The following is an 8543-nucleotide window of genomic DNA, read 5'->3' as shown; positions in this document are numbered from 1 at the left end:
CGCTCAGCCGCGAGAGCGAAGCTTGCCCCTCTCGGGATCATGCTGCGCATCACCCTGCCGGGCAGTGGATCGCTGTAATGCAGCTCTGACGGCGAACGTGCCCTCCCCGCAGATTTGCCATGCAGATCGCCTGCCGGGTGACAGTACGTGGCGCTCCCATGACGAACCTGTCCCATGTCACCTCCTTCCATTCCCGAGAAAGGATCGCACCATCAAACCGTGAGATCAAACAGCTAGGACTGACGATCCACGACGTCATCGCATCGAGCGGACCTATATCAAGCTGATCATGGACCGGCTCATGTGTACGCCGTCTGAAGGTAGCCCCGATCGGACCTGTCCTCGTCGCACACAGACGCGGCTAGGACACGTGTACCGAAAATGCAGCAGTTAAGGTCGGGCGTTGCGCCCGACCTTCGTTCAATCGGCGCGAGGGTGTCAGCCCTTCCGGCGGCGGACCAGACCGAGAAGGCCGAGCCCGCTGAGAACGAGCGGCAGACCCGCGGGCAGGGGCACGGCCGACGGCGGCAGGCCGGACCTTGTCACCTTGAGAGAGTCCAGGGCCGACGTCCCGTTGACGAAGGCGACATCGAGCGAAACATCCCCATCCTGCACACCGACAAGGCCGGCCGAGGCATTGCCGCAGGATTCGAAGACGCAGCCGAAGAAGCGTGTGAGCACGTTTGCGAATGGCGTGGCGATGTCGGTCAGGCTGATCGAGGCGCCGTCTTCGGAGACTGACCCGTTGAGGAACTGAAGCTCGGTCACGGTGAAACCCGGAATCGTGTCCGCGGTAACGTTGATCGCGACGTCGATGAGGCTGGACACGTCGAATGCAGCGCCGTCCTCGGCGTCGATCTCGATCGTGCCGATCGCCCGCAGCGACGCATCGCTGGTAAAGACGATGTCCGAATTGTCCGCCGGTTCGGCGGTGAAGAAGAAGTCGTAGACGGCCGCCTGAGCCGGGGCCGCGAGGGAAACGCAACCCACGAACAACGCTGCGATCGCACCTATCTTAATACTCATCTTGAATCTCCAAAAAAGCAAGAATGGTTAAAGTTGTAATGCACTTACCGTATCCGGTTAATCAAAGATGAACAAGTGATACGCGCCAATGACGTCGCAGCACGAGCCGGAACAGCACCCGGCGGTTTAAAAGGCCGCCGGAACCGCCTAGCTTCAGAACGAGGTCGGGAGCAGGCATGCGTCGCAGTACGACAACAACCGAGGTCCCTGCGGGGGCGCTAGGCATCATACGGCGAGTCGCGCCCTATTTGTGGCCCGAGGGGCAGACCGACATGAAGGTCCGCGTGGTCACCGCGCTGACCATGCTCGTCGTCGCCAAGCTCATCGCCGTGACGACGCCCTTCTTCTACAAGGCGGCGGTGGACGCGCTCGCGCCCGAGACGATTCCGCCGGCCTTTGCCCTCGGTTTGGGGGCGGTCGGGCTGACGGTGGTCTATGGGCTCGCGCGGGCGATGAATACCGGCTTCCAGCAACTGCGCGACGTCCTCTTCGCGCCGGTGGGTCAGCGTGCCCTGCGCCGTCTGGCGGCGGAGACGTTCGAGCACATGCACCGCCTGTCGATGCGCTACCACATCTCGCGACGGACCGGTGGCCTCAGCCGGATCGTGGAACGCGGGGTGAAGGGCGTCGATTTCCTGCTGCGGTTCCTGCTCTTCTCGATCGGGCCGCTGGTGCTGGAACTGCTGCTGATCGGAGGAATCCTCTTCTTCGTCTTCGACGTCTGGTACCTCGTCATCGTCGCGGTCACGATCGCCGCCTACGTGACCTTCACGTTCAAGGTGACGGAATGGCGCGTGAAGTTCCGGCGCGTGATGAACGAGCAGGACACGGATGCGAACCAGAAGGCGATCGACAGCCTGCTGAACTTCGAGACCGTAAAGTATTTTGGCGCGGAGGGCCGGGAGGCAGCGCGCTACGACGACGCGATGCGGCGCTACGAGGGGGCCGCGCTGCGCACGTCCTACTCGCTGGCGTTCCTCAACTTCGGCCAGACGATGCTGATCACGGCGGGGCTGGTCGGAGTCATGGCGCTGGCCGCGATGGGTGTCGAATCCGGCGAACTGACCGTAGGCGATTTCGTGATGGTCAACGCCTACATGATCCAGATCACGATGCCGCTGAATTTCCTCGGCACGGTCTACCGTGAGATCCGGCAGGCGCTCGTCGACATGGCCGAGATGTTCGGCCTGCTGGGGCAGCCGCCCGAGGTGCAGGACCGGCCGGGCGCGACCGAGCTGAGGGTCGAGGCAGGCCGGGTCGAGTTCCGCGATGTACGGTTCGGCTACGATTCCGCGCGGCCGATCCTTCACGGTGTCAGCCTGACGGTCGAACCCGGCCGGACCGTGGCCGTGGTCGGGCCGTCCGGTTCCGGCAAGTCCACGCTGGGTCGGCTCCTCTTCCGCTTCTACGACGTCGATGGCGGCGCGATCCGCATCGACGGCCGGGATGTGCGCGACGTGACGCAGGACAGCCTGCACGCGATGATCGGGGTGGTGCCACAGGATACGGTGCTCTTCAATGACACGATCCGCTACAACATCGCCTATGGCCGCGCCGATGCGAGTTTCGAGGAAGTACGCGCGGCTGCGCGGGCGGCCCGGATCGACAGCTTCATCGAGGCGTTACCGGACGGCTACGAGACGACGGTCGGAGAGCGCGGACTGAAGCTGTCGGGCGGCGAGAAGCAGCGGGTGGGCATCGCGCGGACGATCTTGAAGAACCCGCCGATCCTCGTGCTCGACGAAGCGACCTCTGCCCTCGATACCGAGACCGAGCGCTCGATCCAGAACGAACTGGCCACGATCTCGCGCGGTCGGTCGGTCATCACCATCGCGCACCGGTTGTCCACCGTGGTCGAGGCGGATCGCATCGTGGTGCTCGAGGCCGGACGCATCGTCGAGGCGGGGACGCATGGTGCCTTGCTCGCGAAGGGCGGGCGCTACGCATCGATGTGGTACCGGCAACTCGCCGAGGAGGCGGCTGCTTGACGCGACTGCGCGCCTGCGCGCCTGAAAAGTTTAATTCCGTGCTCCGTTTCTGCAAGGCGCAGGCAGAGCCAGGCTTGCCGAACATATTTGATCGTTATGTCCGTTTTGCAGACGCGCTAAGTCATGATCTCGCATGCAGCGCTACGGAGATCGCGCTAAGGTTGATGCGCGTCTAGGCCACCGTGTCGAGACCATGAATCTTCGACATCATTTGCTCCGTGAGCGTCTCAGTAGCCGAATCCTCGCTGACCGCGTCCGGCACCTGTCGCGGCCTGTCCGCGGTGTTACGGCACCCGTCCGCGACGCGGGTAGCGAAATCGCCCGGGGCTGTCGTCTACCGACTATGCCGGTAACCGAAACAATGCTGCGTCGGCTCCCCGCGGAAACGTCCGGTCCTTTTTCCCCAGCCACGCGACAAGACGGATTAGAGAAAACGTTGCCGCGATGCGGTCGTCAGAGCTGGACGTCCTTCTGCGGCTGCGTGGACGGTTCGCACAGATGCGCCGCGCAGCCGGTCAGGGCCGCGAAGTCGTCGAGCACGAGGCGGACCGGAAAGTTCGACATGAACCCGGCGAAGCGTCCCTTGTCGCGGAACGCCGAGGCGAATCCCATCGGTCCGAGATGCGGTCCCATCGCCCGGGCGACGCCGCCGACGAGGTAGACGCCGCCCAGCGGCAAGTGGATCAGCGCGAGGTTTCCGGCCACGGTGCCGAGCATGCGAACGAACAGACGCACCGCTGCCTCCGCCCGCGCATCGGACCCGACCCGCGCCATGATCTCCGCGGCCGAATGCTCCTCGCTCGACCCCGCCTCGGAGGAGAGCCAGCGATAGACCTGCGTCAATCCGCGGCCGGACAATACGTCCTCGACCGCCGGAAAGCCGTGCGCGGTGGAGACGAAGTTGCACAGCCGGAGCTCTGCCTCCGTCCGGATCGGAAGGTTCGCATGACCCGCCTCGCAGGGGGGCACGAAGCGCCCGCGCGGCGTCTCGTGGACGGGCGCGGCATTGAAGCCCGTGCCGACGCCGATCACGAGGCGTGAGACGAGCTGCACTTCCGGTGCGGCGATCACCTCCTGCAGGTCGCTCCCGTCGAGATGGCCGAGCGCGTGTCCCTGCGCCTGAAGGTCGTTCAGGATCGCGCCGCGTGGCGCGCCAGTGGCCTCCAGCAATCTGGCGGTGTCGATCGACCAATCCAGATTGGTGAGCTCGGCCCGGCCATCGCCCACGGGACCGGCCACCGCAACGCAGGCTCCGTCCGGCGCGGGACCGCCATGCTCCTCCCGGTATCGGCGCAGAACAGGCGCGAGGTTGAGGAAGTCGCGGTTCGTGTAGCGTCGGATGCTGTCGGTCTGGACGATGGCTCCGCGCGCCATCGCGACGCGCGTGTTCGTTCCGCCGACATCGGCCACGAGGAGCAGGGGATCAGCCATGGCCCCGCGTATCAGCCAGTCAGGGCCCGGACAAGCGCATGGAAGCTCGTGCGCGGCGTGCGGACCTGCGTGTCGAAGTCGACATGGACGAGGCCGAACCGCTTGTCGTAGCCGAAGGCCCATTCGTAATTGTCGAGGAGCGACCAGAACGTGTAGCCCTTCAGCGGCACGCCTGCATCCATCGCGCGTCGGACGGCCCGAAGGTGAGCGTCGAGATAGGCGATGCGCTCCGGGTCCTGCCCGAGCGTGACGTCCCGGTTCGCCATACCGTTCTCGGTTACATACAGGGGCAGGTCGCCGGTGTAATCCTCCGCGGTCCGCCGGAGCAGCGTCTCCAGCCCGTCGGGATAGATCTCCCAGCCCATATCCGTCTTTGGGAGCGGGCCCGGCAGATCGACGACGTTCGGCCAGACGTCGCCGCCGCGTGTGAGCCGCTTGCAGGTGTAGTAGTTCACGCCGAACCAGTCGATCGGCTGCGCGATCAGGCTCATGTCGTCACGCCAGGCCGCCGGCAGGTGCCGCTCAAGCCCGACGAGCACGTCCTCCGGGTATTCGCCCCTGGTCATCGCGGCGGCGAACCATCGGTTGTAGATTCCGTCGTAGATCTCTGCGGCCTGCCGGTCTTCCTCACTTTCGGTCGCCGGGTGGGGATATTCCATGTTGCAGACCGCGCCGAGGTTGCTCACGCCTTCCGCGCGGAGCGCCGCGATCGAGAGCCCGTGGGCGAGCACGACGTGGTGCATGGCCTTTCCCGCTGCCGCGAGGCTCTGGAGGCCCGGTGCATGGTGCCCTTCGTAATGGCTGAGCCAGGCGACGCACCACGGCTCGTTGATCGGCGCGGTGGACCAGAGCCGATCACCCAACCGCCGCCCGATGATCGTGGCGAACTCCGCGAGGCGCTCGGGGATCTCCCGCACGGTCCAGCCGCCGCGCTTGCCGAGCGCCTCCGGCAACTCCCAGTGATAGAGCGTCGCCATCGGCTTGAGGTTCCGTTCCAGCATGCCGTCGACGAGTCGGTCGTAGAAATCGAGTCCCTCGGGATTGACGTTCACGCCATCCGGCATGACGCGCGCCCAGGAGGTCGAGAAGCGGTAGCCGTCGAGCCCGGCTTGCCGCACGAGGTCGAGATCCTCCGGCCAGCGATGGTAGTGGTCGCAGGCAATGGCCCCGTTATGACCGCCATGCACCTTTCCGGGTGTCTCGGCAAAGGCGTCCCAATGGGTTCGTCCGGCCCCCCCGAAGGCGTGACCCTCGATCTGGTAGGCCGAAGTCGCGGCGGCGAAGACGAAGCCTTCCGGGAAGTCGCCGCGCCCTAGGCTCAGATCGTTCATCTGGCCCCCGAACACGGGTCAGCGACGCGCGGCCTCGCATCGCCATCGAAAGCCGGGGGCGCTGGTGCCGGGATGCGATTTGCGGACAGGCACCCTGCGTTCATCGTTCCTCCCATCGGCGGCCCCCTCACGACGTTCCGTTCCGCCAGAAGCCGCGATTTCGCCGGCGCTCGCAACCGCAAAACCGTTCGGTCAGGCGGCGGGCCGTCCGCGCGGAGCCGTTGACATCCAAATGTCGGGCATTCCATGCTTTCGCGACTTGCGCGGTACAGGGAATGCCGCAATTCGACAACACGCGGATCGCATCCGCAGGGGAGGAACGATGCACAGAACATTGCAGACGTTGATGGCCGGCACGGCCGTCGGATTGCTGGCCGCAGGCGCGGCGATGGCGCAGAGCCACGGCGATTTCACCGTGGGCGAGGGCGAGTTCACCTGGGACAGCTACCAGGAGTTCGCCGACTCAACCGACCTGTCTGGCGAGACGCTGACCATCTCGGGCCCCTGGACCGGGGACGAGAAGGCCAAGGTCGACATCGTGATGGCCTTCTTCGAGGACGCAACCGGCGCCTCGGTCGAGTATTCCGGCTCCGACAATTTCGAGCAGGACATCATCATCGCCGCCCGCGCCGGCTCCGCGCCGAATCTCGCGGTCTTCCCGCAGCCGGGTCTCGCCGCCGACATGGCGAGCCAGGGCCTGCTTACGCCGCTCGAGGATGGAACTGCCGAGTGGGTCGCCGAGAATTTCGCCGCCGGCGACAGCTGGGTCGATCTCGGCACCTATGCCGATGAGAGCGGGGAGGATCAGATCTACGGCTTCTTCTACCGCATCGACTTGAAATCGCTGGTCTGGTACTCGCCCGCCGCCTTCGACGAGATGGGCTACGATATTCCCGAAACGATGGAGGATCTGAAGGCCTTGACCGAGCAGATCGTCGAGGACGGGGAGACGCCCTGGTGCATCGGGCTCGGGTCCGGCGCCGCCACGGGCTGGCCCGCGACCGACTGGGTCGAGGACATGATGCTGCGCGTGAACAGCCCCGAGGATTACGACGCCTGGGTCACCAACGAGCTGCCGTTCGATGATCCGAAGGTGGTGGCCGCGATCGAGGAATTCGGCTGGTTCGCCACCAACGACGACTTCGTCTCCGGCGGCGCGCAATCGGTGGCTAATACCGACTTCCGCGACAGCCCCTCGGGCCTGTTCGAGATCCCCCCGGGCTGCTACATGCACCGCCAGGCCTCCTTCATCCCGGCCTTCTTCCCGGAGGGCACGGTGGTCGGCGAGGATGTCGACTTCTTCTACTTCCCGGCCTACGAAGACCAGGATCTCGGCCAGCCGGTCCTCGGCGCGGGCACGCTCTTCGCGATCACCGACCCCTCGGATGCCGCGACGGCAATGATCGAGTTCCTGAAGCTGCCGGTCGCGCACGAATTGTGGATGGCGCAGGGCGGGTTCCTCACGGCGCATGCCGGCGTGAATCCCGAGACATATGCCGACGAAAGCCAGGCCGCGCAGGGCGAGATCCTTTCGGAAGCGACGACCTTCCGGTTCGACGCCTCCGACCTGATGCCGGGCGAGATCGGAGCCGGGGCGTTCTGGACGGGCATGGTGGATTACGTCACCGGTGCTGACGCGGAAAGCGTCGCGGGTTCGATCCAGGATCGTTGGGACGCGCTGAATTGAGCACGCTTCTGCCCGCGCCGGACAGGCGCGGGCCATTTTTCCTTTGACGGGCTGACCGAAGCTGCCCTTAGCTGGGAAGCGCGCGGGCCAGGGAGGGCAGCATGTCACCGCTTCTGCAGGGAATTTTGACGGTCGTCATCGGCGTTGGCGGGTGCATCGGATATTTCTGGTCGTCGAACCTCGTCCTCGACAAGGTGCTGTTCCCACCGAGGGGTCCGAATGCCGGCCAGAACATCAACCGGGCGAACGCCATCCGGCCCTGGCTCTTCCTTCTGCCCGCGATGGCCGCGCTCGGCCTCTATCTCGTCTATCCGGTCTTCGGCAGCTTCTGGCGCTCGCTCTTCAACCGGGCGGGGACCGATTTCGTCGGCGCCGGCAACTACGCCGCATTGATGGGCGACAGCGAGTTTCGCGGCGCGCTCTTCAACAATTTCCTCTGGGTGCTCTTCGTGCCCGCCGCCTCGACCTTCCTGGGTCTGCTCGTGGCGCAGCTGACCGACCGGCTGAAATGGGGCAACATCGCCAAGTCGCTCATCTTCATGCCGATGGCGATCAGTTTCGTGGGCGCCTCGCTCATCTGGAAGTTCGTCTATGCGGTCGATCCCGAGATCGGCATCATCAATGCCATCCGCGATACGTTCGGGATGGCGCCGGTCGACCCGCTGCAGGTCGATTTCTGGAACAACTTCTTCCTCATGGTCATCCTCGTCTGGGTGCAGACCGGGTTCGCGATGGTCATTCTCTCGGCCGCGCTCCGAGGCATCCCGGAGGAGACGATCGAGGCCGCGATCATCGACGGGGCGAGCCCGGTACAGATCTTCTTCCGCATCAAGATCCCGCAGATCATGGGCACGATCGTCGTCGTCTGGACCACGATCACGATCCTCGTCCTCAAGGTCTTCGACATCGTCTACGCGATGACCGGCGGCAATTTCGGGACGCAGATCCTGCCGAGCTACATGATGGAATACATGTTCCGCGACGACGGGCGGGCCACGGCCGTTGCCTTCGTGATTATGATCATCGTCCTGCCAGTGATGGTCTGGAACATCGTGCAGGCGAAAAGGGAGGTGCATTGAG

General features: G+C 65.0%; 6 protein-coding genes. 3 read left to right on the top strand and 3 right to left on the bottom strand.

The genetic code is table 11. From position 1 onward, the window contains the following. Positions 1–438 precede the first annotated feature (438 nt). Positions 439–1026 (bottom strand): PEP-CTERM sorting domain-containing protein, encoded by a 588-nt coding sequence (locus Q1A87_RS19180; RefSeq protein ID WP_299655150.1) that lies wholly within the window; start codon positions 1024–1026, stop codon positions 439–441. A 176-nt stretch (positions 1027–1202) separates the two neighbouring features. Here Q1A87_RS19180 and Q1A87_RS19175 point away from each other — a divergent pair, with 176 nt between their 5' ends. Continuing rightward, on the top strand, positions 1203–3014 hold the full coding sequence (locus Q1A87_RS19175; protein WP_299655147.1) for an ABC transporter ATP-binding protein/permease: 1812 nt from the start codon (positions 1203–1205) through the stop codon (positions 3012–3014). A gap of 453 nt (positions 3015–3467) precedes the next feature. Here Q1A87_RS19175 and Q1A87_RS19170 read toward each other — a convergent pair whose 3' ends face one another. Continuing rightward, a complete protein-coding gene (locus Q1A87_RS19170; protein WP_299655144.1) occupies positions 3468–4445 on the bottom strand; it encodes a glucokinase in 978 nt (325 codons plus the stop codon). An 11-nt stretch (positions 4446–4456) separates the two neighbouring features. After that, the gene (locus tag Q1A87_RS19165) at positions 4457–5776 is read right to left on the bottom strand and encodes a GH1 family beta-glucosidase (protein ID WP_299655141.1); all 1320 of its coding nucleotides are present in this window, start codon (positions 5774–5776) and stop codon (positions 4457–4459) included. 322 nt (positions 5777–6098) lie between these two features. Here Q1A87_RS19165 and Q1A87_RS19160 point away from each other — a divergent pair, with 322 nt between their 5' ends. Both Q1A87_RS19160 and Q1A87_RS19155 read left to right on the top strand, forming a co-directional pair. Then, complete coding sequence (locus Q1A87_RS19160; protein WP_299655138.1) at positions 6099–7463, top strand: ABC transporter substrate-binding protein; 1365 nt, start codon at positions 6099–6101, stop codon at positions 7461–7463. 101 nt (positions 7464–7564) lie between these two features. Then, the gene (locus Q1A87_RS19155; RefSeq protein WP_299655135.1) at positions 7565–8542 is read left to right on the top strand and encodes a sugar ABC transporter permease; all 978 of its coding nucleotides are present in this window, start codon (positions 7565–7567) and stop codon (positions 8540–8542) included. The last annotated feature ends 1 nt before the right edge of the window (position 8543 follow it).

Source organism: uncultured Jannaschia sp. (assembly GCF_947494055.1).
GTDB lineage: Bacteria > Pseudomonadota > Alphaproteobacteria > Rhodobacterales > Rhodobacteraceae > Jannaschia.
The sequence above is the reverse complement of the archived record's forward strand: the minus strand, read 5'-3'. Positions and strand labels throughout refer to the sequence as shown.